Source organism: Actinoplanes sp. NPDC051411 (assembly GCF_040682075.1).
Lineage (GTDB): Bacteria > Actinomycetota > Actinomycetes > Mycobacteriales > Micromonosporaceae > Actinoplanes.
In genome coordinates this window covers 18,778-45,090 of record NZ_JBFBAD010000041.1, presented here as the reverse complement: position 1 = coordinate 45,090, position 26,313 = coordinate 18,778, and the positions used below count along the sequence as shown (strand labels likewise).

24 protein-coding genes are annotated in these 26,313 nt (G+C 72.5%); 12 read left to right on the top strand and 12 right to left on the bottom strand.

Annotated features, from left to right (window positions below; translation table 11 throughout):
* A partial coding sequence (locus AB0M88_RS23135; protein WP_364105405.1) for an FAD-binding oxidoreductase occupies positions 1–595 on the top strand: 595 nt, incomplete at its 5' end.
* On the opposite strand, the gene AB0M88_RS23130 is transcribed toward AB0M88_RS23135, so the two are convergent.
* The 3 genes from AB0M88_RS23130 to AB0M88_RS23120 all read right to left on the bottom strand — a co-directional run bounded on the left by AB0M88_RS23130 (position 592) and on the right by AB0M88_RS23120 (position 4,246).
* A complete protein-coding gene (locus AB0M88_RS23130) occupies positions 592–1,938 on the bottom strand; it encodes an AMP-binding protein (protein WP_364105403.1) in 1,347 nt (448 codons plus the stop codon). The two genes, AB0M88_RS23135 and AB0M88_RS23130, sit on opposite strands and share 4 nt — an antisense overlap.
* A gap of 22 nt (positions 1,939–1,960) precedes the next feature.
* Complete coding sequence (locus AB0M88_RS23125; protein ID WP_364105401.1) at positions 1,961–3,553, bottom strand: methyl-accepting chemotaxis protein; 1,593 nt, start codon at positions 3,551–3,553, stop codon at positions 1,961–1,963.
* A gap of 123 nt (positions 3,554–3,676) precedes the next feature.
* Positions 3,677–4,246, bottom strand: a complete 570-nt coding sequence (locus AB0M88_RS23120) for a CHAT domain-containing protein (RefSeq protein WP_364105491.1) — start codon at positions 4,244–4,246, stop codon at positions 3,677–3,679.
* A gap of 1,582 nt (positions 4,247–5,828) precedes the next feature.
* On the opposite strand from AB0M88_RS23120, the gene AB0M88_RS23115 reads away from it, so the two are divergent.
* Positions 5,829–6,431: a hypothetical protein gene (locus AB0M88_RS23115; RefSeq protein WP_364105399.1), complete on the top strand. Its 603-nt coding sequence runs from the start codon at positions 5,829–5,831 to the stop codon at positions 6,429–6,431.
* Between the two features lie 215 nt (positions 6,432–6,646).
* On the opposite strand, the gene AB0M88_RS23110 is transcribed toward AB0M88_RS23115, so the two are convergent.
* The 4 genes from AB0M88_RS23110 to AB0M88_RS23095 all read right to left on the bottom strand — a co-directional run bounded on the left by AB0M88_RS23110 (position 6,647) and on the right by AB0M88_RS23095 (position 9,422).
* The gene (locus AB0M88_RS23110; protein WP_364105397.1) at positions 6,647–7,084 is read right to left on the bottom strand and encodes a hypothetical protein; all 438 of its coding nucleotides are present in this window, start codon (positions 7,082–7,084) and stop codon (positions 6,647–6,649) included.
* Positions 7,084–7,650 carry a sigma-70 family RNA polymerase sigma factor gene (locus tag AB0M88_RS23105; RefSeq protein WP_364105395.1) on the bottom strand — a complete coding sequence of 189 codons (567 nt, stop codon included), beginning with the start codon at positions 7,648–7,650 and terminating at the stop codon, positions 7,084–7,086. The genes AB0M88_RS23110 and AB0M88_RS23105 overlap by 1 nt, the downstream gene beginning before the upstream one ends.
* Positions 7,640–8,719, bottom strand: a complete 1,080-nt coding sequence (locus AB0M88_RS23100; protein WP_364105393.1) for a S8/S53 family peptidase — start codon at positions 8,717–8,719, stop codon at positions 7,640–7,642. The genes AB0M88_RS23105 and AB0M88_RS23100 overlap by 11 nt, the downstream gene beginning before the upstream one ends.
* 100 nt (positions 8,720–8,819) lie before the next feature.
* Positions 8,820–9,422 carry a TetR/AcrR family transcriptional regulator gene (locus AB0M88_RS23095; protein WP_364105391.1) on the bottom strand — a complete coding sequence of 201 codons (603 nt, stop codon included), beginning with the start codon at positions 9,420–9,422 and terminating at the stop codon, positions 8,820–8,822.
* Between the two features lie 62 nt (positions 9,423–9,484).
* Between AB0M88_RS23095 and AB0M88_RS23090 the strand changes: the two genes are divergently transcribed.
* From AB0M88_RS23090 to AB0M88_RS23075, 4 genes are read left to right on the top strand one after another with little or no spacing between them, the layout of a single operon-like run.
* Positions 9,485–10,630: an acyl-CoA dehydrogenase family protein gene (locus AB0M88_RS23090; protein WP_364105389.1), complete on the top strand. Its 1,146-nt coding sequence runs from the start codon at positions 9,485–9,487 to the stop codon at positions 10,628–10,630.
* Complete coding sequence (locus AB0M88_RS23085) at positions 10,620–11,828, top strand: acetyl-CoA C-acetyltransferase (protein ID WP_364105387.1); 1,209 nt, start codon at positions 10,620–10,622, stop codon at positions 11,826–11,828. The genes AB0M88_RS23090 and AB0M88_RS23085 overlap by 11 nt, the downstream gene beginning before the upstream one ends.
* Positions 11,825–14,272 (top strand): 3-hydroxyacyl-CoA dehydrogenase NAD-binding domain-containing protein, encoded by a 2,448-nt coding sequence (locus AB0M88_RS23080; RefSeq protein WP_364105385.1) that lies wholly within the window; start codon positions 11,825–11,827, stop codon positions 14,270–14,272. Before AB0M88_RS23085 ends, AB0M88_RS23080 begins: the two co-directional genes overlap by 4 nt.
* Positions 14,269–15,342, top strand: coding sequence for a CaiB/BaiF CoA-transferase family protein (locus AB0M88_RS23075; RefSeq protein WP_364105383.1), 1,074 nt, complete (start codon positions 14,269–14,271; stop codon positions 15,340–15,342). The genes AB0M88_RS23080 and AB0M88_RS23075 overlap by 4 nt, the downstream gene beginning before the upstream one ends.
* On the opposite strand, the gene AB0M88_RS23070 is transcribed toward AB0M88_RS23075, so the two are convergent.
* On the bottom strand, positions 15,339–16,574 hold the full coding sequence (locus AB0M88_RS23070; protein ID WP_364105381.1) for a lanthionine synthetase LanC family protein: 1,236 nt from the start codon (positions 16,572–16,574) through the stop codon (positions 15,339–15,341). The two genes, AB0M88_RS23075 and AB0M88_RS23070, sit on opposite strands and share 4 nt — an antisense overlap.
* Positions 16,575–16,644: 70 nt before the next feature.
* Between AB0M88_RS23070 and AB0M88_RS23065 the strand changes: the two genes are divergently transcribed.
* A complete protein-coding gene (locus AB0M88_RS23065) occupies positions 16,645–17,310 on the top strand; it encodes an SDR family NAD(P)-dependent oxidoreductase (protein ID WP_364105379.1) in 666 nt (221 codons plus the stop codon).
* Positions 17,311–17,365: 55 nt separating this feature from the next.
* Here the strand turns inward: AB0M88_RS23065 and AB0M88_RS23060 are convergent, their stop codons facing one another.
* Entirely contained in the window at positions 17,366–17,911 is a 546-nt protein-coding gene (locus AB0M88_RS23060; RefSeq protein ID WP_364105377.1) for a helix-turn-helix domain-containing protein, read from the bottom strand.
* 157 nt (positions 17,912–18,068) lie between these two features.
* On the opposite strand from AB0M88_RS23060, the gene AB0M88_RS23055 reads away from it, so the two are divergent.
* From AB0M88_RS23055 to glgX, 3 genes are all read left to right on the top strand, one after another.
* Positions 18,069–18,884: an SDR family NAD(P)-dependent oxidoreductase gene (locus AB0M88_RS23055; protein ID WP_364105489.1), complete on the top strand. Its 816-nt coding sequence runs from the start codon at positions 18,069–18,071 to the stop codon at positions 18,882–18,884.
* A gap of 5 nt (positions 18,885–18,889) precedes the next feature.
* Positions 18,890–19,084: a hypothetical protein gene (locus AB0M88_RS23050; protein ID WP_364105375.1), complete on the top strand. Its 195-nt coding sequence runs from the start codon at positions 18,890–18,892 to the stop codon at positions 19,082–19,084.
* 69 nt (positions 19,085–19,153) lie between these two features.
* Positions 19,154–21,262, top strand: coding sequence for a glycogen debranching protein GlgX (gene glgX, locus AB0M88_RS23045; RefSeq protein ID WP_364105373.1), 2,109 nt, complete (start codon positions 19,154–19,156; stop codon positions 21,260–21,262).
* 435 nt (positions 21,263–21,697) lie between these two features.
* Here glgX and AB0M88_RS23040 read toward each other — a convergent pair whose 3' ends face one another.
* The 3 genes from AB0M88_RS23040 to AB0M88_RS23030 form a co-directional block, all read right to left on the bottom strand.
* The gene (locus AB0M88_RS23040; RefSeq protein ID WP_364105371.1) at positions 21,698–22,429 is read right to left on the bottom strand and encodes a hypothetical protein; all 732 of its coding nucleotides are present in this window, start codon (positions 22,427–22,429) and stop codon (positions 21,698–21,700) included.
* A complete protein-coding gene (locus AB0M88_RS23035) occupies positions 22,429–23,568 on the bottom strand; it encodes an AMP-binding protein (RefSeq protein ID WP_364105369.1) in 1,140 nt (379 codons plus the stop codon). Before AB0M88_RS23035 ends, AB0M88_RS23040 begins: the two co-directional genes overlap by 1 nt.
* Positions 23,569–23,663: 95 nt before the next feature.
* Entirely contained in the window at positions 23,664–24,101 is a 438-nt protein-coding gene (locus tag AB0M88_RS23030) for a MarR family winged helix-turn-helix transcriptional regulator (RefSeq protein ID WP_364105367.1), read from the bottom strand.
* A gap of 89 nt (positions 24,102–24,190) precedes the next feature.
* Here AB0M88_RS23030 and AB0M88_RS23025 point away from each other — a divergent pair, with 89 nt between their 5' ends.
* Both AB0M88_RS23025 and AB0M88_RS23020 read left to right on the top strand, forming a co-directional pair.
* Positions 24,191–24,757 (top strand): hypothetical protein, encoded by a 567-nt coding sequence (locus AB0M88_RS23025; RefSeq protein ID WP_364105365.1) that lies wholly within the window; start codon positions 24,191–24,193, stop codon positions 24,755–24,757.
* Positions 24,754–26,265 carry a multicopper oxidase family protein gene (locus tag AB0M88_RS23020; protein WP_364105363.1) on the top strand — a complete coding sequence of 504 codons (1,512 nt, stop codon included), beginning with the start codon at positions 24,754–24,756 and terminating at the stop codon, positions 26,263–26,265. Before AB0M88_RS23025 ends, AB0M88_RS23020 begins: the two co-directional genes overlap by 4 nt.
* Positions 26,266–26,313 lie beyond the last annotated feature (48 nt).

Sequence of the window (26,313 nt, the reverse complement as noted above, 5' to 3'; positions counted from 1 at the left end):
GGCCCCCGGGGGCGGCGCCCGGGGCCCCACCGGCGTACGGGTGGAAAGCGTGACCGTCCGCGGTGACCGCATCGCCGGGGTGCGGACCACGGCCGGGGATTTCAGCGCCGGGGCGGTGGTGTTCGCGACCGGGCTGGTGCCGCCGCCGTGGGACGGGAACGTCGAGCAGCGGTGGGTCAAGGGGCACATGGTGGCGGTGGCGCCGGGACCCTGGCGGCTGGGAAGTGTGCTGGCCGGGCCGCTCGGTGGCGGCACTCCCCTGGCCGACGGGAGCATCGTCTGCGGCGGGACGTTCGACGAGGACGACGACTCGCCTGAGGTGCGGCCCGAGGTCTCGGACCGGCTGGCGAAAGACCTGGCCACCGTCGTGCCCGCGGTGGGCGGCGCCGCGGTCGCCGCGCGGTGGTGCTGCTTCCGGCCGTACGTCGTGGGCCGCCAGCCGGTCGTCGACCGGTTGCCGGGCCTGGTCAACGGCTGGTTCGCGGCCGGCCACTTCACGACCGGCATGATGATGGCGGCCGGAACCGCCGGCGCCGTCGCCGAATGGATCACCACCGGCCACGCGCCGCATCTGGTACGAACCTTCGGGCTTTAACGCAGGCGGGCTTTCTGGATCTTGCCCATGGCGTTGCGGGGCAGGCTGTCGACCAGGTGGACCTGGCGCGGGCGTTTGTGGGCGGCCAGCCGGGCGGCCACGAACGAGATCAGGTCGTCCGGCGTGACCGGGTCGGCGACGACGAACGCCGTGATCTGCTCGCCCAGGTCGGCGTGGGGCAGGCCGATCACCGCGGCCTCGTGGACGGCCGGGTGCAGCAGCAGGGCGTCCTCGACCTCGCCCGCGCCGACCCGGTAGCCGCCGGTTTTGATCAGGTCGGTGGAGGCGCGGCCGACGATGCGGTGCCAGCCGTCCGGGGCGATCGTGGCGACGTCGCCGGTCGGATACCAGCCGTCGGCCAGCGGGGCCGGGTCGACGCCGCCGCCGCGCAGGTAGCCGGAGAGCAACGTCGGACCGTTCACCTGCAGGTGGCCGATGGTCGTGCCGTCGGCGGGAAGCACCTCGCCGGCCTCGTCGACCAGCCGCGTCCCGACCCCGGACACCGGCCGCCCGACCTGGCCGGCCCGGCGTTCGCCGTCGGCGCGGGCGCTCACCGTGATCAGGGTTTCGGTCATGCCGTACCGCTCGACCGGCGCCTGCCCGGTGAGCTCCCGAAGCCGGTCGAAGACCGGGGACGGGAGCGGGGCGCTGCCCGAGACGAGCAGACGGGCCTTCGAGAGTGCCCGGGCCGCGGCGGGAGCGGCCGCGATCCGGCTCCAGACCGTGGGGACGCCGAAATACATCGTGCCGGTGCTCCCGGCGTACGCCTCCGGGGCCGGCCGCCCGGTGTGCGTGAGTTTCGATCCCAGCCGAAGGGGTCCCAGGACCCCGAGGACCAGGCCGTGGACGTGATAGAGCGGCAGACCGTGGACCAGATGGTCGCCGGGGGTCCATTGCCACGCCTCGGCGAGCGCGTCGAGGTCGGCGGCGATCGCGGCCCGCGAGACCACCACGCCCTTGGGCGGGCCGGTGGTGCCGCTGGTGTATAGCACGAGGGCGGGCTTGTCCGCGCTCACCTCGGCCGGGATGTCACCGGCCCGCCGGGACCGGGTGACGGCGGGCATCAGGACGGCACCCGAGTCGCGCAGAATGTGGTCCCGCTCGAGGTCGCCCGCGTCCGGCGGGATCGGCACGATCGGCACGCCGGCCAGCAGCGCGGCCGTGACCGCGACCACGGTCTGGATGGTCGGCGTCGCGCGGACCGCGACGATCGGAACGCCGGAAAGGCCGGCGGCCACGGCCGCCGACCATCCGAGCAGTTCGTGCCGGGAGAGCGACCCCTCGGCCGTGGTGAGCACGGCCGGGACGTCGTCGGGCTGCGTCAGGGCGTCGAGAAGGGGCACCCCTGCACTTTAGTGACGCTCCTCAGTAACGGAATCGGGCGACCAGACCCTGCAGCTGGGCCGCGGTGGAGGCCAGCTCGTCGGCCGCGTGCCGGGTGTCGCCGACCGTGTCGGTGGTGCGGCGGGTCGCGTCGGAGACCGTGCCGATCGTCGCGGCGATGTTGCCCGCGCCGGCCGCCGCGTCGGAGAGCGTACGGTTCATCTCCTGCGTGGTCGCCGTCTGCTCCTCGACCGCCGAGGCGATCGTCAGCTGGATGCCGTTGATCCGCTCGATGATCGACGAGATCTCGCCGATCGCGGCCACCGCGCCGTCGGTGTCGGCCTGGATCGCCTGCACCCGCCGCGAGATGTCCTCGGTCGCCTTCGCCGTCTCCTGCGCCAGGTCCTTGACCTCGCCCGCGACGACCGCGAAACCCTTGCCCGAGTCACCGGCCCGCGCCGCCTCGATGGTCGCGTTCAGGGCCAGCAGGTTGGTCTGCTCGGCGATACTGGTGATCACCTTGACCACGGTCGCGATCTCGGACGACGACTCGCCGAGCCGGGCCACGATCGCGTTGGTCTGGGCGGCGACCTCGACCGCCTGGGCGGCCACCTCGGACGCCTCGGTCGTCGACACGCTGATGTCGCGGATCGACGAGCCCATCTCCTCCGAGCCGGCCGAGACGACCTGCAGGTTGTTGGAGACCACGTCGGCCGCCGACGCGACCGAGCCGGCCTGGGCCGACGCCTGGTTGGCGGCCTCGTCGACCGAACTCGACACCGCGGTGAGCTGTCCGGCCGCGTTGTGCAGGGTGGTCGCGTTGCCGGCCAGCTGGACGACGTCCTCGCGGAGGCGGGCGATCGCCCGGTCCAGTGAGGCGGCCATCTCGCCGACCTCGTCCTTGGTGGTCACCCCGGACGTACGGGTCAGGTCGCCCTCGGCCAGCCCGTCGGCCACGCTGGAGACGTTGCGTACGGTCCCGCGGACCCGGCCCGCCACCCGGAAGCCGATCAGGAGGCTGCCGATCACGCCGATCGCGAGCAGGATGCCGATCCACCAGCTCGCGGTCCGGGCCTTCGAGTCGGCCGTGGCCAGGCTCTCGTCGGACAGCGTGCTGGCCCGTTTCTGCAACGCGGTCTCGTCCGCGCCGAGCGCGCCGTAGAGGGCGTTGTACTTCTTCAGGGTGTCGGCGAACGCGGCGGCCGTGGTCGCCTGACCCCCGGAGACCGAGGGCGTGCTCATGAACGACAGGAAGGCCTGCCAGTCGTTCTGCGCCTTCGCCACCTCGGCCGCGGCGGTCGGGTCCGATCCGAGCGTCGACTGCAGGGTGGTGAGGGCGGTGGCGATCGCAGCCTGATCGGCCTTCATGCCCTGCTCGATCGTGTCCTTGATGGCCGGGTAGAGCTGCAGCGCCGACACGCTGCCGCCGTACGCCTCGATGTTCTTGCTGAACGCGCCGGAGGCTTCCTCGACGGCGATGGTCCGCCGCTGCGCGGCAGCCGAATCGGTGTTCTGCTGGTGAATCATGCTCAGCGCCAGCCCGCCGACGGCCACACCGCTCACCACAGCGGTCAGTACGGCGGTTCCGATCTTCGTCCGCAGGGAGCGGTCGTCGAACACCCCACTCAGTCCCATATGAGCCTCTTCCGGTCGCAGTCTTCGCGTCCCTGTTATCGGCATCACAATTTCTGAGCTGAGGATCCGGCCGACGGCCTAAGCGTGCCGCACGGCATCCTTCGCGAACTGCTGAATCGGAAACTATCTCCCCAGACACACGAACCCGGTCCCGGCCGCGGCCTGGGCCAAAGCCTCGGCCGGGGTCCGCCCGGCGGCGAGCCGGCGGTGAAGTCCGACCATCGCCTCGCTCGCCGCCTCATCGGCGACCCGGCACACGCTGGCGATCACGGTGGCGGTGCCGGCCGCCAGCAGCGCCGACGCCATGCCGAAACTCTCGTCGCCCGGCCGCACCTCACTCAACCCCAGTTCGCACCCGGCCAGCACGACCAGCTCGGGAGGCTCCTCCAGCCGCTGAAGGTCGTAGCCGAGGACCGGCCCGCCATGCAGTTCCAGGCTCGAGAACAGCGCGTTCTGCGCCTCGTGCCGGCCGTGGGTGGCCAGGTGGGCGACGGCGGCGCCGTCGATCGCGGCGAGCGTGGCGGCGGGCGTCGCGCCGGCCCCGGTGAGGACGGTCGCGCCGGGCCGGCGGCCGGCGATCGCCCGGACTTCGGACGGCCCGCGCTGGTTGCCGGGCCCGGCCACCAGGACCGTACGCCCATCGCCCCGTCGCCGACCGCGCCGGGCCAGCCACGCCGTCGCCGAGGGCGCCACGGTGACCGGCCTCCGGGCCAGTCCGGGCAGCACCGACCAGGGTGCGGTGGCCAGCAGCCAGGTCGTCGTCCCGGATCCGCCGCCGGATCGGATCGATCACGATCGCGGCCAGCCCCCTGGCGTCCTCCTGGGTCGCCTGGCCGACCGCCTTGGCCAGCCGCTCCGGCATGGCCCGCCCGGCCGCGGTGTCAAGGTCGGCCCGCAGCCGGAGAACCGCCTCCTCGGCCGCGCGGCGCTCCCCCAACTCGACGACCGTCGCCGTGTGCCGGCCGAGCACGACCGCGGCCAGCCGCTCGCCGGTGTCCAGGTAGGCGACCAGGACGGCGTCACCGAGAGCGGCCCTGATCGCGGCCGGCGTCGCGATCCTCGCCCCGGCCCGGGTCGCGCCCGGCACCGACCAGGACGCCTCACGGATCACCCGGCTCAGCTCCTCGGCCCGCGCCCGCAGCCTCGGCGACGGCCGGGTCCCCGTGAGCTCGGCCGTACGGATCGCCTGCCTCGTCTGCCGCAGGTCCTCCAGCGCCGCCGCCGTAACCGGGTCGGCCGGCGGCCGCACCGGTGGCAACAGAAGCGCCTGCGCCCGAACCCGTTCCGACCAGCGGAAGACAGCCCCGAACCGGCCGCTCTCCAGCGCCGCCCGGAGCCCGGCCCGCGCGAGGTCCCGTCCGTGCGCCGAAGCCCCGGTCTGCAGGTCGAGACACCCGAACCGGCCCCGCTGCCGGTGAAGCGTGACCATGCCGGCGGCGAGTTCCCGCTCGGCCCGGTCCGGTTGCCGCTTAGCACGGGCCAGTTCGGCGCGCGTCAGCCGCCACAGCAGCCGCGTGTCGAGCCGGTCGTGGCGCCGGGGCCGGCCGTAGCGCGCGATGAGCTGCTCGGCGGCCCTGTCCCGTCTGTCAGCGATGAGCGCGCGGGCCGTGACGAGTGCGGCGACCCGGGCGTCCTCGGGAAGTTTCAGCTTCTGTAGTTCGGCGGCGAGTCGCCGCCCCCGGGCCACGAATTCGCCATTGCCTGTGGACAACCGGCGAAGTTTGTCGGACCCGGGTGTTCTACTCGACCCCGCCCAGAACGGGGTGGGGGTGGACGCGGCCGTTGGGGTGGGGGTGGACGCGGCCGTTGGGGTGGGGGTGGACGCGGCCGTTGGGGGGGGGGTGGTGGGGGGCTCGGCTGCGGGGGTCAGCTCGGCTGCGGGAGTGGGCGCGGCGGCCGGCTCGGCTGCGGGGATCGGCACGGCTGCGGGAGTGGGCGCGGCGGTCGGCACGGCTGCGGCGATCAGCACGGCTGCGGACGTCGGCACGGCTGCGGGAGTCAGCTCGGCTGCGGGCATCGGCACGGCTGCGGACGTCGGCGCGGCGATCGGCACGGCTGCGGACGTGAGCGCGGCGGTGGGCTCGGCTGCGGAGATCGGCACGGCAGCGGAGTTGGGTGCGGCTGTGGACGTCGGCGTGGACGTGGGTGCGGACTTGGGCGCGGCCGCGGGAGTCGGCTCGGCTGCGGGCGCGGGTCCGGCTGCGAGGGTCGGCTCGGCTGGGGGCGTGGCGAGCTGGGCGGTTGCGCGGAGTGACAGCAGCGCGGCCAGTGCGGCGTGGCGGGGGTTGCCGCGGCGGCGGAAGGCGGCGCGGGCGGTGGCCGACCAGGTGGCCGCCGCGAGCGGGTTGCCGGCCAGCAGGGCGGCCTCGGCGCGTACCTGGAAGGCGTCGGCCCGGGTGTGGTCCTGGCCCTGGGCCGTGGCCTGGGCCAGGGCGGTGGCCAGGCAGCGGTCGGCCTCGCGGAACAGGCCGGCGGCGACCAGGGCGCGGGCGCGTTCGATGTCGACGACGGCCACCCGGCCCGGCACGACCGACTCGTAGACCGGGCGGATCGCCGAGAAGGTGCCGAGGGCCGTCGGGAGGTCGCCCGACACGTACTCGAGGCAGCCCAGGTTCATCTGGGCCACGGCCGCCATCATCGTCAGGTCGTGCCGGCGGGCCAGGGTCAGGGCGCGGCCGAGGTCTTCCCGGGCGGCCGACACGCGGCCGGTGTCGAGGCGGAGCAGTGCGCGGTTGTTCAGGGCCTTGACCAGGTCGAGCGGGTCGGTCAGGCCGGCTATGGCGCGGTCGAACTCGGGGGCGGCCCGGTCGGTGCGTCCGTTGCGGCGCAGCAGGACCGCGCGCTGGGCGTGCAGCAGCGGAAGAGCGGACGGCGGTAACAGCAGGGATGCCTCGTCGAGCAGGCGGAAGCCGAGGTCGACGCGGCCCCGCTCGGCTTCGGCCCAGGCGAGGCTGACGAGCAGGCGGCCGCGTACGGGATCGGGGTGATCGGCGGCGAGCCGGAGGGCCGCGCGGAGCCGGCGCACCGCCAGGCCGGGGCGGCCGTCCTCGCTGGCCGCCAGTCCGGAGTGGTAGAGGCGGTCGAACCGGGAGGTCAGAGCGCCAGCGATGGCGTCACCACCGACGGGGTGCCGTCCACCAGGAGCTGGGCCAGGCCGTGTGGCACCTCGTCGAAGACGAAGCGGCCGGTGGAGTCGGCGGTGATCGTGCGGACCGGCGCCGGTTCCGGGAAGCGTAGCGAGACCCGGGCCGCTTCGGCCGGGGCCAGCCAGCCGTCGATGCGGACGAGGTTGTCCGGGCGCTCGACCACGGTGATCATGACGGTGCGGCTGTCGGCGTCGAAGGTGATGGTGCGGGTGCGTTCGCCGGCGCGGGCGCCGCTGCCGGTGAATTCCTCGGCCGACAGGCGGGCCACCTGGGCGTCGAGGTCGTCCAGGGCGAGGGCGAAGAGCACCCGGTCGTCGAGGTCGGCCGGCGGTGGGTCGTAGCGGGCGATGCGGGACAGGATCTCGCGGTCCAGGGGATCGTCCATCATGTGCTCCAGGCCGGGTCGGCGAGGAGCATGTCGCGGAGTTTGGCCAGGCAGCGGCTTCGGGTCGGGCCGATGCTGCCGTGCGGCATGCCGAACGCCGACGCGATGACCGTGTAGTCGGGGCGGTCGACCTGGGCGACGATGCGCAGCAGGTCGCGGCAGCGTTCCGAGAGGCGTTCGAAGTGATGCCAGAGCACGCGGTCGCGCTCGTCGGCGAGCAGTCGTTCCTCGGGGGCCGGTCCGGAGGCGACCGCCGCCTCCAGGAACGGTGCCGGGTCGTCGGCCTCCCGCCGGGAGCGGGCCCGGCGCTGCCAGGCCTCGCGCCGGGTCGCGGTGATCAGCCACGCGGTGACCGCCCGCGGGTTGCGGATCTCGTCGAGCCGCCGGACCAGTTCCAGCCAGGATGTCTGCACCACGTCGGCGGCGTCCTCGGTGTTCAGGCCCTGGGCCCGGGCGACCCGCCAGAGCACCGGGTTGAGGACCCGGACGAGCTCGCGCAGCGACTCCCGGTCGCCGGCCCGGGCCCGTTCGAGGAGACCGCCGAGGTGCGCGTCGTCAGGCGACATGGGGGTGGGCGAGGTCGGCCGCTAAGACCGCGGCGGAGAACGAGGTGCCGCTCCATCGGCCCCACCCGTCGCCGGGGAGGATGCTGAGGGCGTTGACGCCCTCCCGGTAGCGGTCGACCCAGTCGCCGTGGTTGCTGAACTTCGCGTGGTATTCGCCGAAGCCCGCGCCGACCGCGGTCACGTCGTCGAAGAGGGCCGGATGGATGCCGCGGCTCTGGTGGTCGTTGCCGGCCGACGCCACGAACGCGACCCCCTGGCCGGCGAGCCGTTCGATCGGCGCCCGCAGCTCGTCGAGCGTGCGGTCGTCGTCCATCTCGTCGTCGGGTGACCGCCCGAACGGCATCAGGACCACGTCGACCGGACGGGTCCTGCGGTAGTCCTCGAGCCAGAGCAGGGCGTCGACCACATTCGACTCGTCGACCATGCCCTCGCCGTCCATCACGCGGATCGACAGCACCTGGGCGCTCGGGGCGTTCATCCGGATCAGTCCGGCGTTGAAGGTGGCGTGCCCGGCCTTCGGCTCCCCGGCCGGGGCCTCGGGTACGGGCGAGGACCACTGCCTGCTCAGTGCCGGGTCGTCCGGGTGCAGCACGAACGGATCGTCCGGGTCGGCGTCCGGCAGCCATTCGTGCTCGCGTACGCCGGAGTCGAACAGCGCGATGACCGGGCGCCGCAGGTGGCCGGCGGGCCGTTTCCAATCCGGTTTCGCCGGCGGCTCGTAGTCGGGCGGCAGTGGGGAGTAGAGCAGGCCGTGCCCCACGTCGTTGCCGATCAGGAACAGGTGGTGGTCGGCGAAGCCGCCGGGCGTCTCGCGAATCTGGTTGGTGCCGCTGAAGAAGACGAGCTGGGGCCGGGGATCGCCGGGCGCCCCGGCGGCGCGTAACACGGTGGACACCTCGACCGGGTCGTGCCCGCGCACGGGAACCACGGTCCGGCGGCCGAAAGTGCGGACGGGGCGGCCGAGCGGCCGCTTGTGGATCGCGCTGTCGATGATGTCGTTGAGACGTTCGATGTCGTCGGGGCTGTCCCCGGCGATCGTGATCGTATCCGCGCTGTACCGGTTGTCCATCTCCGCCTCCGGGACCTGGGGTCGACGTTGAGGGGGCAGTGCGACGGGCGTAGATACTGATCCTCGCGGATGCGGCACGCGGAATGCAGTCGCCTTTCGGCTAGGACTGCTCGAAGACCTTGTCCACCATGGCCAGCAGGGTGGTCGCCAGCAGCTGGTGGACCTGCGCGCGGGTCAGCACGCCCCGCTGCAGCCACTCCCGGGCGGTCGAGGTGCCGAGCCAGACGTACGACCGGGCCATCGCGTGCAGCGCCTCGGTGCGCCGCCCGGCGAACCCGGTCGCCTCGAGCACCCCGTCGGCGGCGGCGTCGATCGCCTCGCCGATCACCCGGTCGACGTCCGGGTCGCCGGCCATCCCGCCGGCGTTGATCGCGGACAGCCACGACGTCGAGTGCCGCGACACCACGTCGAGGAACCAGGTCACCAGCGCGTCGACCCGGGTCGGCAGGTCACCCTCGGGCAGGCCCGCGACGGCGCCGGACGGGACGGTCAGCATCACCCGGACCACTGCCAGGTAGAGGTCTTTCTTGGTGCCGAAGTAGTGGTTGATCAGGCCGCGCGCGACCCCGGCCCCGCGGGCCACATCGGTCGTGGAGACGTCGGCGTAGCCGCGCTCGCCGAACAGCCGGACCGCCACCGAGAGGATCTGCTGGCGGCGTGCGTCGGGCTCGAGACGACGCCGCTGACCTGCCTCGACACTCACAACGGAAACCTTACGACACGACCTTGTTGACAGTGTGCCAATAACCGGCGAGGGTGTTGGTCATGGTCACGCCCGGACTCGACGGGTACCGCCCGTCGTGGCAGCGGCCCGAGCACGACGATCTCGCCGAGCTGGCCCGCGCCTTCTTCACCAAAGAGGTCATCCCCCACACCTCGCGCCTCGAACAGCAGGGCCATCCCGATCGTGAGCACTACCGGCGGGCCGGCGAACTGGGCCTGCTCGGCCTGTCGGTGCCGGCGGCGTACGGCGGCGGGGACGGTGACTTCACGCACGAGGCGACGCTGTTGCACGAGCAGGCCCACACCGGCGAGGGCAGCCTCGGCCTGGCCGTGCACAGCGGCATCGTCACCGGCTATCTGGTCGCCTACGGAACCGAGGAGCAGAAGCGGCGCTGGCTGCCCGGGCTGTGCGACGGGTCGCTGGTCGGGGCGATCGGCATGACCGAGCCGGGCGGCGGCTCCGACCTGCAGGCGATCCGCACGCGGGCCGAGCGGGACGGCGACGTCTACATAGTGAACGGCTCGAAGACGTTCATCACGAACGGCGCCGTCGCCGACCTCGTCATCACGGCCGTCAAAACGGATGTGACCGGGAAGGCCGGCGGCATCAGCCTGCTGATCATGACGGAGTTCACCCGCGGCAAGAAGCTCAGCAAGATCGGCCTGCACGCCAACGACACCGCGGAGCTCTTCTTCGACGATGTGCGGGTGCCGGTCGCCGACCGCCTCGGCGAAGAGGGCACCGGCTTCTTCGCGATGATGCGGCAACTGCCCCAGGAACGGCTCGTCATTGCAGTGACCGCGGTCGCCGCCATGCAAAGGGCCGTCGAGCTGGCAACCGCGTACGCGAAAGAGCGTGAGGCTTTCGGGAAGCCTCTGATCGCCCACCAGAACACCCGGATGGTCCTGGCCGAGTGTGCGACGCGCACCCGGGTCTCCCGGGTCTTCCTCGACGACTGCATCGAGCGGCACCGGCGCGGCGAACTCGACGTGGCGACCGCCGCGATGGCCAAGAGCTGGCTCACCGAGGGCCAGTGCGAGGTGGTCGACCGCTGCCTGCAGATCTTCGGCGGCTACGGCTACACCACCGAATACCCGATCGCCCGGATGTACGCCGACGCGCGCGTCCAGAAGATCTACGGCGGCACCAACGAGATCATGAAGGAGCTGATCGCCCGTGCCCTCTGAGGCGTACGTCTTCGACGCGGTACGGACCCCGCGCGGCCGGGGCAAACCGGGCGGCGCCCTGCACGGGGTCAAGCCGATCACGCTGACCACCGGCCTGATCTCCGCTCTGCTGGCCCGCAACCCCGGTCTCGACCCGCGCCGGATCGACGACCTCGTGATGGGCATCGTCACCCCGGTCGGCGAGCAGGGCGGCGTGCTCCCCCGCTCGGCGGCGCTGCTCGCCGGCCTGCCCGACACGGTCGCCGGGGTGCAACTCGACCGGTTCTGCGGCTCCGGCCTCGAGGCGGTCAACCAGGCCGCGGCGCGCATCCGGGGCGGCTGGGAGCACCTGATCCTGGCCGGCGGCGTCGAGTCGATGTCGCGCAACCCGATGGGCTCGGACGGCGGCGCCTGGTTCCTCGACCCGGAGACCGCGCTGGCCACCGGCTTCGTACCGCAGGGCATCAGCGCCGACCTGATCGCGACGATCGAGGGGTTCACGCGGGACGACGTCGACGCGTGGGCGCTGCGGTCGCAGGATCTCGCCGCCAAGGCGTGGGCGGGCGGGCACTTCGCACGCTCGGTGATCCCGGTCCGCGACCCCAACGGCCTCGGCATCCTGGCCGTCGACGAGCACATGCGGCCCGACACGTCGCTGGCCGGGCTGGCCGCGCTCAAGCCGTCGTTCGCCGCGCTCGACGCCTTCGATGCCGTTGCGCTGCAACAGTTTCCGTGGGTGGAGAAGCTGGATCACGTCCACCACGCGGGAAACTCGTCCGGCATCGTGGACGGGGCCTCACTGGTCGTGATCGGCTCCGGAGCGATCGGCCACGAGCTCGGCCTGACGCCGCGGGCCCGCATCGCCGGCGCCGCGGTGACCGGCACCGATTCGACGCTGATGCTGACCGGGCCGGCCCCGGCGACCCGCAAGGCGCTGGCGGTCGCCGGGCTGAGCCTGGACGACATCGACCTGTTCGAGATCAACGAAGCCTTCGCGGCGGTCGTGCTCCGCTACATCCGCGACCTCGACATCGACCCTTCCCTGGTCAACGTCAACGGCGGCGCGATCGCCCTCGGCCACCCGCTCGGCGCGACCGGCGCGATGCTGCTCGGCACCGCCCTCGACGAACTCGAACGCCGCGACCTGCGCCGGGCCGTCGTCACCCTCTGCATCGGGGGCGGCATGGGCGTCGCCACGGTCCTGGAAAGGCTCTCATGATCTCCTACGAGCGGGGCGCCGACGGCATCGTGGTGCTGACGATGGACGATCCGGCGCAGAGCGCGAACACGATGAACGAACGCTACGTGGACGCCATGACCGCCACGATGGACCGGCTCGAGGCGGAACGCGACGAGGTCACCGGCGTCATCGTCACCAGCGGCAAGACCACCTTCTTCGCGGGCGGCGACCTCCCGCTCATGAGCCGGGCGACCCGCGAGGACGCTCCGCGCCTCGCAACCATGCTGGGCACGATCAAGAGAGACCTGCGGCGCCTCGAGACGTACGGGCGTCCGGTCGTCGCCACGATCAACGGGGCCGCCCTTGGCGGAGGGCTCGAGATCGCGCTCGCCTGCCATCACCGAATCGCCCTCGACACGCCGGCCACGCGCGTCGGCTTCCCCGAGGTGACGCTCGGACTATTGCCGGGCGCCGGCGGCGTCACGCGCACGGTCCGCATGCTCGGCCTCGCGCCGGCCCTGACCACGTGGCTCCTCACCGGCCACCGTCTCCGCCCCGCCGATGCCGCGGCCGCCGGCCTGATTGACGAGGTGATCCCGCCGTCAACATTGACTGCAGAATCAACATTGACGACATCAACACGTCCACACGACGCCGCGGCCGCGCCCACCAACGCCCAACCGACCGGCACCCAACCGACCGGCACCCAACCGACCGGCACCCAACCGACCGGCACCCAACCGACCGGCACCCAACCGACCGGCACCCAACCGACCGGCGCACCGGCATCAACATTGACGGAATCAACACGTCAACACGAGGCTGCCGCCGCGCCCACCAACGACCAACCGACCGGCGACCAGCCACCAAGCCCGGCGGCATCAACATTGATGGAATCAACACGTCAACATGTGCCGGCGGCTGCGCTCTCCGGTAGCCAGCCTCCGTTCTCGCCCGGGCGGTCGGCGGCGGGAACCGACGCGACGCGCGAGCGCCTCGCCCGCGTTGACGCCGCCCGCGGCGACGCCGCCCGCGTTGACGCCGCCCTCATCGAGCGGGCGCGGGCCTGGATCGCCGCCAACCCGGACGCCGCTCAGCCGTGGGACCGGCCCGGCTATCGCATGCCCGGGGGCACGCCGGCGTCGCCGAAACTCGCCTCGCAGCTGCCGGCCTTCGCGGCCACGCTGCGCAAACAGCTCAAGGGCTGTCGCCTGCCCGCGCCCGAGGCGATCCTGGCCACCGCGGTCGAGGGCGCGCAGGTCGACTTCGAGACCGCCCAGACGATCGAGACGCGGCACCTGATCACGCTGCTCACCGGGCAGATCGCCAAGAACATGATCGGGGCGCTGTTCTTCGACATGCGGGCGGTCAACGGTGGCCTGGCCCGGCCGCCGGCCCAGGTGCGGCCGGCGGCCAAGGTCGCGGTGCTCGGCGCCGGCATGATGGGGGCCGGCATCGCGTACGCCTGTGCCCGCGCCGGCCTCGACGTGGTGGTCAAGGACGTCTCGCTCGCCGCCGCCCGGCGCGCGGTCGCGTCGGGTGACCCGTCGGTGCTCGCCCGGATCACCCCGACCGACTCGCTGGACCTGCTGGCCGGCGCCGACGTGGTGATCGAGGCGGTCTTCGAGGATCCCGGGCTCAAGAAGTCGGTGTTCGCCGAGGTGCTTCCGGTCGTCGCCCCGGATGCCCTGCTCGCCTCGAACACGTCGACGCTGCCGATCACCGGGCTGGCCGCGGGCGTCGACCGGCCGGCCGACTTCATCGGCATGCACTTCTTCTCCCCGGTCGGCCGGATGCCGCTCCTCGAGATCGTGGCCGGCTCGTCGACCGGCGACGCGGCGGTGGCCCGCGCCTTCGACCTCGGCCGCCGCATCGGCAAGACGCCGATCGTGGTCAACGACGGGCGCGGCTTCTTCACCAGCCGGGTCATCGGCAAGTTCATCGACGAGGCCCTGCTCATGCTGGCGGCCGGTGTGCCCGCTCCGACGATCGAGCAGGCGGCGCTGCAGGCCGGCTATCCGACCGGGCCGCTCGCCCTCGCCGACGAGGTGAGCCTCGCGCTCGTGCAGCGCATCCACCGCGCCTCGGGCGCGTCGGGGCCCTCCCGGGAGCTGGTCGACACGATGGTCGACGGCCACGACCGGCCGGGCCGGGCGGGCGGGCGCGGCTTCTACGCGTACGCCGAAGGCCGCCGGACCGGTCTCTGGACCGGCCTCGCCGAGCTTGCCACCGCGGCCGGTTGCGAAGTTCCGTTCGGGGATCTGCAGGAACGGTTCCTATTCAGCGAGGCGATCGACGCGCGGAGATGCCTGGCCGAGGGCGTGCTGCGGACCGCCGAGGACGGCAACGTCGGCTCGATCCTGGGCATCGGCTTCCCGGCCTGGACGGGCGGCGTGCTCCGCTACGCCACGCAGCATCGCGACTTCGCCGGGCGGGCGCGCGAGTTGGCCGCCCGCTACGGTGACCGGTTCTCGCTCGCATGACCGCGCTCGCCGGAATCCGCGTCGTCGAACTGGCCGGGCTCGTGCCGGGGCCGTTCGGGTGCATGATGCTGGCCGACCTCGGGGCCGACGTGGTGCAGGTTTCCCGGCCCGGCCCCCGCGCGGTGCCGGTCGGGCCGCTCGACCGCGGGCGCCGCACCGTGACCCTCGACCTCAAGTCGCCGTCCGGGGTGTCGTCGTTGCTGTCGCTGGTTTCGCGGGCCGATGTGCTGGTGGAGGGGTTCCGGCCGGGGGTGGCCGAGCGGCTCGGGTTCGGGCCGCCGGTGTGCACCGCGGCGAATCCGGGCCTGATCTACGCGCGGATGACCGGCTGGGGCCAGGACGGGCCGCTCGCCTCCCGGGCCGGGCACGACATCGACTACATCGCCGTGTCCGGCGCCCTGGCCCCGCTCGGGCGCTCCGGCTCGCCGCCGCCGGCGCCGCTCAACTACCTCGGGGATCTGGCCGGTGGCGGCATGCTGCTGGCGGTCGGCGTGCTGGCGGCACTGGTCTCGCGGGCGCGCTCCGGACGCGGCCAGGTGGTGGACGCGGCGATGGTCGACGGGGCCGGGTTGCTGACCACCTTCCTGCACGGGGCCGTCGCGTCGGGCTTGTGGCCGGGGCCGCGGGGTTCCAACCTGCTCGACGGCGGAGCGCCCTTCTACGACACCTATGCCACCGCCGACGGCGGCTTCGTCGCGGTCGGGGCGATCGAGCCCCAGTTCTATGCGGCCCTGCTCGCCGGGCTCGGCCTGGACTCCGACCCGGCGCTGCCCGCCCAGCACGACGTTTCCGGCTGGCCCGAGTTGCGCGCCCGGTTCGCCGCCGCCTTCGCCACCCGGACCCGCGACGAGTGGGCCGAGGTCTTCGACGGCGTCGACGCCTGCGTGGCGCCGGTGCTGTCCCCTTCGGAGGCACCGTCCCACCCGCACCTGAAGTCCCGCTCGTCCTTCGTCGCGGTCGACGGCCTCACACAGCCCGCCCCGGCGCCCCGCTTCTCCCGGACCCCGGCCGCACCGCCCGCTCCCCCGGTCACCACCACCGTCGAGGCGGTGCTCGACTCCTGGTCCTAGACGGTCGGCGGCTGGTCGGGCCACGGCACCGCGTAGGCCGGATCTCCTCCGCCGGTCGCCCGGCTGAAACGCAACAGCTCGCGCACGATGCCGGCGTTGCCCATCGCCCATCCGACGTGGGGTTCGAGCGCGCTCGGCGTCGCGCGGTGCTCGTGGTTTGACCAGCGCACCCCGTCCGCGTCGACCGTCGCCCGGGCAGCCAGGTCGTCGACCAGCACACCGGCGAAACCGGACGGCTGCCCCCGCTCAACCGTCGCCCGAGAGGCCAGCTCGTCGGTGAAGCCGGACGGCTGCCCGAGCTCGACGTGCCGGTCGCAGGCCAGCGCGAGAACGCCGGCCGTCCCGCAGCAGCGGCCGTTGTTGTCCCAGAAGCCGGGGCGTACGCGGCGCGGCAGGCCGGAGTGGATGACCGTGTGCCAGCAGCGGTCGGCCCGGGCGGCCCAGGCGGCGTCGCCGGTCACGGCGCCGAGCAGCCGGAAGGCCTGGGCGTCGCCGGCCGGCCCGTTGCACCAGCCGTAGCTGTAGCGCTCGATCAGCTCGGGCCGGTGCGGCGGGTCGGAGTGCGGGACGAGGAAGCCGGCCGGCCGGGCCTCGTCCCGGGACACCACGTCGGCGGCGCCGGCCAGGGCCATCTCGATCAGGTCGGCGCGGCCGGCGGCTGAGCCGACGGCCGCTAGGGCGTACGCGATGCCCAGCGTTCCGTGCGCCATGTGGTGGGACCGCGGCGGGCTGGGGCGAACCGCCCAGTTGACTCCGCCGGCGGTCGGGTCGGCGGTGTCGAGGTACGGCCGGACCGCGAGGACGGCCAGTTCGAGGTCACCCGCGTTCAGGGCACCGAGCGCGATGCCGGCGTTGCCCCCGAGCAGCTCGAACATCGGGCCCCAGCGCTGCCCGTCGAAACGCGCACGCACGCGTTCCAGCGCCCGGTCCGCGGCCCGGTCCGCCGCCTCGTCGCCGAGCAGGCGGTGCACGGCGCGCAGGGCGAACGCCGTCCCGGTCAGACCGAAGTACAGCGAGCAGTCGTCCTGGTCGTCGACCGAGGCGGCCAGGGCGGCCGCCCCGCGCAGGGCCGCATCGCCGTACCGGTCGTCCCGGAAGTGGCGCTGACCCTCCAGCAGCGCGAGAACGACACCCGCCCCGCCGGAGTACAGCGTGTGGTCGGCCTCGGTGCCGCGCGCCGACCGGATCATCCAGTCCAGAGCACCCGCGGCCAGGCTCTCCGCCGCTTCCATCGGTCCATCACACCAGATCGATGGGCCCGAGCCGGACGGGGTGGGCGTGCGGGCGGCGGAGAATGGCCGGATGGAGCGGATCGTCGTGGTTACCGGGGCCAGCCGAGGGATCGGGCGGGAGGTGGTGCGGCAGTTCGCCGCCGCCGGCGACACCGTGCTGCAGACGGCGCGCGGTGCCACTCCGGCCGAGGCGGGGGCGGTGCTGATGCGGCTCGACGTCGCGGATCCGGCCTCGATCGCCGCGTTCGCCGAGGAAGTCGGCGGCCGTTATGCGCGCGTGGATGTGCTCGTGAACAACGCGGCGATCCACTGGGACACGTGGGAGCGGGCTTCCACCGCGGATCTGACCGTGGTGCGGGAGGCGCTGGAGACCAACCTGCTCGGTGCGTGGGGACTCACGCTCGCGTTGCTGCCGGCGCTGCGGAAGAGCCGGCACGGGCGGATCGTCAACGTGTCGAGCGAGGGCGGCTCGCTGGCGTCGATGGGCGGCGGCACACCGGCCTATTCGGTGTCGAAGGCGGGGCTCAACGCGCTGACGCTCATGCTGGCCGACGAGCTGCGGAGCGACCGGATCCTGGTCAACTCGATCTGCCCGGGCTGGGTCGACACCGACATGGGCGGGCCGGGTGGCCGGCCGGTCGCCGAGGGCGCGGCCGGCATCCTGTGGGCCGCGAACCTGCCCGACGGCGGCCCGACCGGCGGCTTCTTCCGGGACGGGCGGCGTCTGCCCTGGTGAGCGGTCAGCGGAGCAGGTCGGCCCGGGCGTCGCGGCGGCGAATGGGAACCGGTTGCTATCCGGTTCGAGAGGCGGAAAGCACGCCGTCGAGCAGCAGGGCGATCAAACGGGTGGCGAGAGCGCGCTGGTTCTCCGAATCAGCGATCAGGGTGATGCCGCCGAGCGACAACAGGAGGTCGTTCGGGTCGATCGAGGCGCGTACGGTCCCGTCGGCCACGCCCGCCGCCAGCAGCACCGCGATGGCCGCCCGCAGCTCGTCGCGGGTCTGCTGCCTCTCGTCGTCCGAGGTGAGCGCGGGGCGGACCAGCTCGCGCTTGGTGCCCATGAAGTCGACGAACTGTTCCATCCACGCCCGCAGCGCCGCCGCACCTTCGAGCTCGGCGGCCAGGGAGGGCGCCGCGGCGCACAGGCGGGCGACCTCCTGCTGGTAGACGGCCTCGATCAGGGTCTCGCGGGTCGGGAAGCGGCGGTAGACCGTACCGATGCCGACGCCCGCCTCGCGGGCGACCGCCTTGAGCGAGGCGCCGGTGCCCTCGCGGGCGAAGGCCCGGGCCGCGACCTCGAGGAGGCGGTCGTGGTTTTCCTGGGCGTCGGCCCGCATGGCGCACCTCACAGGACAATCGGACCGCGGTCCGCTTATGCTTCCGGTAACAAACGGACCGAGGTCCGGATATTCACCCTAGCAGGAGGACCACAGCCATGACCACGATCCCGTCGGCGCGAGCACCACCGCGGCCGAGGTCGTCGCCGGCCTCGACCTGACCGGGAAGCGCGCGGTCGTCACCGGCGGCGGCTCGGGCATCGGCGCCGAGACCGCCCGGGTGCTCGCCGCGGCCGGCGCCGACGTCACCGCCACCCGGCGCGACGATCTCGATCTCGCCGACCCGGCCTCGGTCGACCGTTTCGTCCGCGCCTGGAGCGGCCCGCTGCACATCCTGGTCAACAACGCGGGCGTCATGGCGACGCCCGAGACGCGTACGCCCGAGGGCCGTGAACTCCAGTTCGCCACCAACCACCTCGGCCACTTCCAGCTCGCCCTCGGCCTGCACGACGCCCTGGCCGCCGCCCGGGGCGCGCGCGTGGTCGTGGTCAGCTCCGTCGGGCACATCAACGGCGAGGTGCTGTTCGACGACGTCGACTTCGCGCGCCACCCGTACGACCCGTGGGCCGCCTACAGCCAGTCCAAGACGGCCAACATCCTGTTCGCGGTCGAGGCGGCCAAGCGGTGGGCCCCCGACCACATCGCCGTCAACGCGCTCAACCCGGGCCGCATCCGGGGCACCAACCTGAGCCGCCACCTGGCTACCCCGCCCGAGTCGTTCGACCCGGCCGGCGCCACCGGCGTCTCGGTCAAGACGGTGGAGCAGGGGGCGGCCACGTCGGTGCTGCTGGCCGCGTCCCCCCTGGTCGAGGGCGTGACCGGGCAGTACTTCGAGGATTGCCGGATCGCGCCCGAGCACACGCCGGGGGTGCGGCGGGGCGTCGCCGCGTACGCGATGGACCCGGAGAAAGCCGCCCGGCTCTGGAATCTCTCCCTTGATCTTGTGAATCACCCGGCCGGGCCGGGTAACTGACCTTCATGACTTCTGACAACTCGCACGACCAGGTGGCCGAGACCGCGGGCGCCAGCACCGACCAGCACGTCACCAGCACCGGGGAGACCGGCGAGTCGATCGTCGACCGGCCGCCCACCTCGGCGACCCCGGCCCACGGCAGCAGCAACAAGGGGATCAACGACCTCAAGGCGAACCGGCACACCGACGACAAAGAGTGACACCGCCGAGCCCGGATAGATTGGCCACCTGGAGATTGGGCGGTGGTCTTGATGGGAAGTGGTGCGGGCATGCGGATCTGGCCCGGTAACCCCTACCCCCTCGGCGCGACCTACGACGGCGGCGGGACGAACTTCGCCCTGTTCTCCGAGGTCGCGGAACGGGTGGAGTTGTGCCTGTTCGACGACGACGGCACCGAGACGAGGGTCGATCTGCCGGAACGCGAGGCGTTCGTCTGGCACGGCTACCTGCCGCGGCTCGTGCCCGGCCAGCGGTACGGCTACCGGGTGCACGGCCCCTACGACCCCGGACAGGGCCTGCGGTGCAACCCGAACAAACTGCTGCTCGACCCCTACGCGAAGGCGATCGACGGGGAGAACGCCTGGAGCGAGGCCCTGTTCGCCTACCGGTTCGGCGACCCGCTGTCGCGCAACGACGCCGACTCGGCGCCGTTCGCCCAGAAGAGCGTCGTCATCAACCCGTTCTTCGACTGGGGAAACGACCGGCCGCTGCGCATCCCGATGCACCAGACCGTCATCTACGAATGCCACGTCAAGGGCATGACGATGCAGAACCCGGCCATTCCCGAGGATGTGCGCGGCACGTACTCCGGGCTCGCCCACCCCGCGATGATCAGGCATTTCAAGAACCTGGGCGTCACCGCGGTCGAGCTCATGCCGGTGCACCAGTTCGTGCAGGACAGCACGCTGCTCGACCGGGGCCTGCGCAACTACTGGGGCTACAACACGATCGGCTTCTTCGCGCCGCACAACGAATACGCCTCGTTCGGCGGGCACGGCGGCCAGGTGCAGGAATTCAAGTCGATGGTGAAGGCCCTGCACCAGGCCGGCATCGAAGTGATTCTCGACGTCGTCTACAACCACACCGCCGAGGGCAACCACCTCGGGCCCACACTGTCGTTCCGCGGCGTCGACAATCCCGCCTACTACCGGCTGGTCGACGAGGACAAACAGTATTACTACGACACCACCGGCACCGGAAACAGCCTCAACGTCCGGCACCACGAATCGCTGCGGCTCATCATGGACTCGCTGCGCTACTGGGTGACCGAAATGCACGTCGACGGGTTCCGGTTCGACCTCGCCGCCTCGCTGGCCCGCGAATTCCACGAGGTCAACCGGCTGGCCGCCTTCTTCGACCTGGTCAACCAGGACCCGATCGTGTCGCAGGTCAAGCTCATCGCCGAGCCGTGGGACGTCGGCGACGGCGGCTACCAGGTCGGTGGATTCCCGCCGTTGTGGACCGAATGGAACGGCAAATACCGCGACTCGGTCCGCGATTTCTGGCGGGGCGAGCCGGCCAGTCTCGGCGAATTCGCCTCCCGCTTCACGGGAAGCAGCGACCTGTACGAGGTGGACGGCCGCCGCCCCCTGGCCAGCATCAACTTCGTGACCGCGCACGACGGATTCACCCTGACCGACCTGGTCTCCTACAACGACAAGCACAACGAGGCGAACGGCGAGGACAACCGCGACGGCGAAAGCCACAACCGGTCCTGGAACTGCGGCGTCGAAGGCCCGACCGAAGACCCGGCGATCGTCCAGCTGCGCGAACGCCAGAAACGCAACTTCCTGGCCACGCTGCTCCTCAGCCAGGGCGTGCCGATGATCGCGCACGGCGACGAACTGGGCCGCACCCAGCAGGGCAACAACAACGTCTACTGCCAGGACAACGAGCTGAGCTGGGTCGACTGGGCGGACGCGCGCCACCAGGACGTACTCACCACGTTCACCCGGCAGCTGACCCGCCTGCGCGCCGACCACCCGATCTTCCGGCGCCGCCGCTTCTTCACCGGCGAGCCGACCGGCGACACCAAGGTGCCCGACATCGCCTGGCTGCGCCGCGACGGCGAGGCGATGACCGAGGCCGACTGGGGCACCCGCAGCGGCATGACGATGACGGTCTTCCTCAACGGCCACGGCCTGCCCGAACGCGACGCGCTCGGCGAGGAGATCGTCGACGACTCCTTCCTGCTGCTTTTCAACCCGCTGGGGGAAGAGCTGCGCTTTTCGCTGCCGGGCCGCGATTTCGGGCGTACGTGGGAGACGGTCGTCAATACCGCTGACCCCTTGCTCGCGAACCGCCGGAAGACCACGAAAGCGGGCGGCCAGATCGACGTGCCGGGAAACACGCTCGTGGTTCTGCGCTGCCGCTACTGAAAGCAGCTGCTCGTGAGGTCCGGGCTCGGCCTTGTGCGTACGCCGCGCGCCGTGCCCAGGGTGCGGGCGGACGAGCGTGACGCACTGGGGAAGTCCCGGCCGAAATTGGACCGCCCGGCGCCCGGTCCTTCCCCGGCGCGCCGACGGCAGCCCTACCAGCCGGAGCCTCCCCCGACCGGCCGGCGGACAATCGGGAAGCCTTACCAACCTCTTCGTGGCCGCCGGCTACGCGACCTGGACCATCTCTACGACTTCGTCACCCACGACCCGGCCGACCTTGACGTCCCCGCCGTCGACACCCTGATCATCGGCGACTCCATCAAGCGCCGCCGGGCTGGTAGGGGGCCAGCCCCGGCCCGCACCCGCAAACCTCGCCTCTGAACCGACGCCCCGAACCCGCGCCCCAACCCACACCCCTCAGCCCGCGCCCTGAGCTCAACCCACGGCCCTCAGCCCACGCCCCGGGCGACAAAGAACCGCCATATCACCCCGGCCAGGCCGGGCGGCCACTCGTGCGCCGCCCCCCGGATAGAGCCGCACCACAACGGGCAGTCCCCGGCGCCGGTTCGCCGCCGCGTAGATCTCCGCCTGGCCCACCACTGACGGCTCCACGAAGCCGCCGACCACGTGCGGGATGCCCGCCACCGGGACCGTCAGTTCGGGGTCGTCGGTTCCGGCCGCGATCAGGATCGGCATCGGGGGTGGACGAGGGCACGGAAACGCGCTCACCGCCCCGAACAGCGCGGGTCGCTCACACGCCAGCCGGCAGGCCATCCGGCCGCCGTTGCTGTAGCCGACCAGGTAAACCGGGTGACCCGGCGGCACCCGCTCGATCACCGCGGTCAGGAAGGCCACGTCGTCGACGGTGGCCGAGCCGCAGCAGGCGCCCGCGTTCCAGTGTTCGTCGTAGCCGGCCGGATAGACCAGGATCGCCGCTCCCCCGGTCGCCGGGACGAAGCCGCTGCGGGCCAGTTCGGCCCACGGGGTCGTGCAGCAGCCGTGCAGCTCGACCAGCACCGGCAGCGGGCCCGGCGCACGGGCGGGGCGGACGACCACGTACGACCGGGTCAGCCCGCCCGACCGCAGCAGCACCGTGCTGAACACCAAACCGCCCGGCACGGCCGCGCAACTCGACAGCAGGATCAGCGGGACGGCCAGCCGGCGCATCAGAACTGGAGGCGCGGGTCCTCGTACTGCTTGAACTCGGGCACGTTGTGCGACGGGTCGACGAGGAAGATGGTGCGATGCTCCTCGGCCGTGCCCTCGAACCGTGACGACGGGCCGGAGAGCACCCGCAGCTTGCGCTGCTCGACCAGCCGCCGCCGGTGGGCGGTCACCGCCGGGCCGTGCAGCGCGACCATGCCGGTCTCCCCCGGCGGCAGCAGCTGGCCTTCCGGGCCCAGCACGACCAGGTCCACACCGACCGGCCGGCCGACCGAGCCCTCCCGCCGGGCTGACGGGTCGAGCGGGTTGGCCGTGATCTGGCCGGCCGCCTCGGTCATCCCGTACGTCTGCAGCACCGAGATCCCGGTGGCGGCCGTGAAGGCCCGCGACACCGGGACCGGCAGCGGCGCCGAGGCCGACCGGGCGAACCGGATCCGTTCGGCGACCGGCGACGGCGGCCCGGTCCGGGCGGCCAGTGCGGCGAGGATCGCGGGCACGGTGTTGAGCCAGGTCGGCCGCCACTGTTCGACCCGGTCCCAGTACGAGCCGGCGTCGAACCGCGGGTCGAGCACCAGCGACGCCCCGCTGACCAGGGCCACGAGCAGCCCCATCACCTGGGCGTTGACGTGGAACAGCGGCAACGGGCTGTATCCCCGGTCGCCCGGGCCGAGCCCGTGGTGCCGGGCGACGCGCCGGGCGGCCGCGACCAGTTGCGCCTCGGACAGCGCGATGCCCTTGGGGTGCCTCGTCGTTCCCGAGCTGGTCAGCAGCACCGCGGGCGGCTCGATGACGTGGCCGTGGGGCAGGCGGGCGTCGCCGCGTACGGAATTGTCGGGAAGCGTGAGATCGACGCGCAGCCGGACCACCGCGGCTTCCCGCTCGTGCGGCGTCAGCCGCGGGTCGAGCGGCACCACGGTGCGGCCGGCCGCGAGAAGGCCCAGGTAGAGGGCTGCGAACTCGAGCGGATCGGCGGTCGAGAGGCCGATCCGCGCCTGCGGCGCGAGATTCAGAGCGCGCGGGCGCGCCGCCCGCCGGGCGAGATCGGCCCAGGTCAGCGTGCGGCCATCAGGCCCCGAGACGTACGCGGTCGCGTCCGGCCGCTCGTCCGCCCGCTGCGCCAGCGGGCGCGCCACCTCGGCCATGCGACCACCCGTCCCTCGAAGTACCGACGGATTCGAGGTTTCCCGGTGGCCCTACCAAGATCATGTGAGACGACGATGAGTTTCCTGAACGCCGCTCAGGGCTCGCGTCCCTCGGCCACGAAGCGGGCCAGCATGTCGCGCAGCGCGACGAGCTCGTCGGGATCCATCGTCGCGAACAGCGTCGCCGAGGCCTTCGTCGCGGTCTGCTCGGCGGCGGTCAGGCGCTCCTGGCCGGCGGCGGTGAGCGCGATGATGCGGGCGCGGCGGTCACCGGGAACGGTCTGGCGCTCGACCAGTCCGCGCTGCTCGAGGTCGTCGACGGTGCGCAACATGGCCGACTTGTCGGCGTCCAGCTCGGTGATCAGCCTGGCCTGGGTCGACGGGCCGAGCCGGCCGAGCGCCGAGAGCACGCCGAACAGCCGGCCGTCGATGCCGAGCGGGATCAGGGCCTCGCGGAAGGTGCGGGCGGCGCGCTGGTGGGCCAGACGCAGGAGCAGTCCGACCTGGGGGCCGATCGCGGCGACGTCACTCACGTCACACAGCTTACGTCCAGCTAGGTGCGACTGAGAAATAACTCCGATAAGAACTTCTCGTCTGAGAATTTCTTGCTAGCCTCCAAGGTATGAGTCATTGGCCGTTCCGGGTGACCATGACGGTTGCCGCCGTACTCCTCTTCGACCAGGCGATCTTCGCCGGGCGAATGCTGTCGGGCTCCTTCCCGGCCCTGCACACCCACCGCGAGAACGCGACCTACGCCGGCATCGCCGTGCTGGTGGCGGCGGTCTGCGCGATCCCGATCCGGTGGCGGGGACGCGGGCCGCTCTGGCCGGTGTTCGCCGGGCTGGGGCTGTTCGCGCTGATCGGGCTGCAGATCCTGCTCGGGTTCACCCGGGTGCTGATCGTCCATGTGCCGCTCGGCGTCTCGATCATCGTGCTCGGGGTGTTGTTGACCATCTGGGCGTGGCGCTACCGGCCTGCTGAAGAGCCAACCAGGTCGGCGGGGGCAGCGAAGGCCGCTTCCCCGACAGCGCACGCCGAGCCCGTTGCTTCCGAGACGGCCGCCGCCGAAACCTCTGCTTCCCGGACGGCGGCGGCCGGACCCTCTGCTTCCCGGACGGCCGCCGAACCCTCTGCTTCCCGGACGGCGGCGGCCGAGCGCGCCGCGGCCGAGGCGGCGGTGCGCGAATGAACCGGCGTTCCGTGCTCAAGGCGCTCGGCGGCGCGGGGGCCGCCGCGCTCGTCGGGGTGCCGCTCCTCGACGGCCTGCGTGGTTCCGGATCGACCGGCGCCGTGCTGGAGAGCCGCCTCCGCCGGCCGAAGCCGTTCCAGCTGCCGCTGCCGATACCGCCCGTGCTCACGCCGGTCCGCCAGGACGCGGACGGTGACCACTACGAGATCACCCAGAGTGCCGGGACGGCCGAGATCCTGCCCGGCGTCGCCACCCGGATCTGGGGCTACGACGGCATGTTCCCCGGCCCGACGATCGTCTCGACGAGCGGCCGCCCCACGACCGTCCGCCATCGCAACGCGCTGCCGGTGCCCGTCGTCGTGCACCTGCACGGCGGCCACACCCCGGCGAGCTCCGACGGCTTCCCGACCGACTTCGTGCTGCCCGCCGGCCCCGTTCCGGCCCACGATCACGGCGGCGTGGTCACGCACGGCGTCCGCGACTACGTCTACCCGATGAACCAGCCCGCGGCCACCCTCTGGTACCACGACCACCGCATGGACTTCACCGCCGCCTCGGTCTGGCGCGGCCTGGCCGGCTTCCACCTCGTCCGCGACGCCAACGAGCGCTCGCTCGGCCTCCCGGCCGGCGACCGCGAGATCCCGGTCATGATCGCCGACCGGTCCTTCGACTCCGACGGCTCGATGCTCTACCCGAGCCTCGACCCGACACTGCTGCACACACCCGGAGTCACCGACACCTACCGCGGCGGCGTTCTCGGTGACGTCATCACGGTGAACGGTGCGGCTTGGCCGGTGGCCAAGCTTCCCCGCGTACGCCATCGGCTGCGCCTGCTCAACGGCTCCAACGCGCGGCGTTACCGGCTGTCGCTTTCACCACCCGGAGCGGGCTTCGTCGTCATCGGCACCGACGGCGGCCTCCTCCCCTCGCCGGTCCGGCGCGACACCGTCGACCTGGCCCCGGCCCAGCGCTGCGACGTCGTGGTCGACTTCGCCGCGTTCGCCGACGGTCAGCGGGTCACGATGCGCAACGAGTTCGGGGACGACGGCACCGGGCAGGTCATGCAGTTCCTGGTCTCGGGCACCACCGACGACCCGAGCCGGGTCCCCGACCGGCTGGCACCGGCCCCGGTCTTCGCCGCGCCGGCCGTGACCCGGACGCTGCATTTCGGGCTCGGCGCCCACAACACCTGGAAAATCAACGGGCGGTACTTCAACCCGGCCCGCGCCGACACGACTCCGCGACTGGGCACGACCGAACACTGGCAGCTGACGTCCGACTTCGATCACCCGGTGCACCTGCATCTGGGCCACTTCGAGGTCGTGTCGCGGGGCCTGTCCGGCCCCGGGGCGAACGACCTCGGCCTCCGCGACACGATCGACCTGCGGGCGTCCGAGCAGGCGACGATCCGGGTCGCGTTCGCCGACTATCCGGGCCGTTACGTCTTCCACTGCCACAACTTGGAGCACGAGGACATGGCCATGATGGGCACGATGCTGGTCACATGACCCGGTCCGGTCCCGCGACTCGCGCCCTGACCGACCCGACGCCGGTGA